At 77.2% G+C, this 1,223-nt stretch carries 1 protein-coding gene; it reads right to left on the minus strand.

The annotated features are described in order from the left end of the window. Positions 1–37: 37 nt before the first annotated feature. Positions 38–1,223: condensation protein (locus E2E34_RS34425; RefSeq protein WP_138905732.1), on the minus strand; the 1,186-nt coding region annotated here is incomplete at its 5' end.

Here is a 1,223-nt window from a genome sequence, read left to right on the forward strand (position 1 = left end):
GTGTGGGGGCGGGTGTCGTGTGCGGTGTGCGGGTGCGTCATGGTGTTTCTCCGGACGCGTCCAGGTACTCCGTGAACAGGCCGAGCAGCCGTTCGCCGTCGGCGTCCCCGAGCAGTACGCCCGACCAGCGCAGCGCGAGGTGCAGGCGGCCGGCCGTACTCGCCGTGGTGACCGTGAGGCCGCGGGGCATGCGGGCGGGGGCCGAGAACCACACGGCCGTCGCCCGGCCCGCGCCCTCGCCGAAGTCCAGGGGGTACGGGACGCGGCCGATGTTGCTGAGCAGCGTGGTCGACGTCCACGGCGCCGCGGTGCGGCGCAGGGCGCGGGTGAACGCCGCCCTGACCGCCACCGGCAGCACGGGAGCGGTCAGCAGGGCCGCGCCGCGGCCCAGTTGGGGGCGGGGCAGCGCCTTCAGCGTGCGGGTGCGCAGGGCGGTGCGGCGCAGCAGGTCCGGGACGTCCGCGTCGGGCGCGAGTTCGGCGGGGGAGAACGGCACCTCCACCAGCCGGGTGCCGTTGCCGATCGGCATGTCGGCGTCCCGGGAACGGTCGTCCACCGGCATCGTGATGCGCATCGGGCGGGACGGGCCGCCGTGCTCGCGGTTCCAGGTGGCGATCATCCGGGCGGTCGCGACCATGAGCTGGTCGTTGACCGTGTACGGCGCGTCGCGCGGGCGGGTCGGCAGGGGCAGGTCGGCCGTCAGCATGCCGTTGGGGGCCGCCGAGGTGGGCGTGCCGCGGGCCACGCGCGCCACGGGGGCGAAGCCGGTGCGCGGGGCGGCCGCCGCGTGGTCCCCGGCGGCGGCCGGGCCCGGGGCCGGTCCGCGCTTGGGGGCCGGTGTCGCCGGGGAGTTGTCACGGCCGCCGTACAGCTCGGCGGCGGTGGCCAGGACGCGGAGGCAGGCGGGGCCGTCCAGGGCGGTGTGGTTGACGGTGAGGAGCAGGACGCGGTCGACGACCTCCATGCGTACGGGCGGGGAGAGGCTGAGCGGCGGTGCGAGGGACAGGGAGCGGGCCCTGGCCCGGGTGAGGGCGTCGGGGCCGGCCGGCGGGAACGTCACGACGTCGGTGTCGGGGTGCGGGGTGAGTTCCCATTCGTACCGCCGCCGGTACCAGGCGCCGGGCGCCTCCCGCATGAGGATGCGGGGGTGGCGCCGCAGGGCCTCGGTGAAGGCGGCGCGCAGGCGGGCGGGGTCGGGGCGGCCCGGCAGGTGGACCTCGATG

Source organism: Streptomyces albidochromogenes, from assembly GCF_005981925.1.
Classification (GTDB): Bacteria; Actinomycetota; Actinomycetes; order Streptomycetales; family Streptomycetaceae; genus Streptomyces; species Streptomyces albidochromogenes.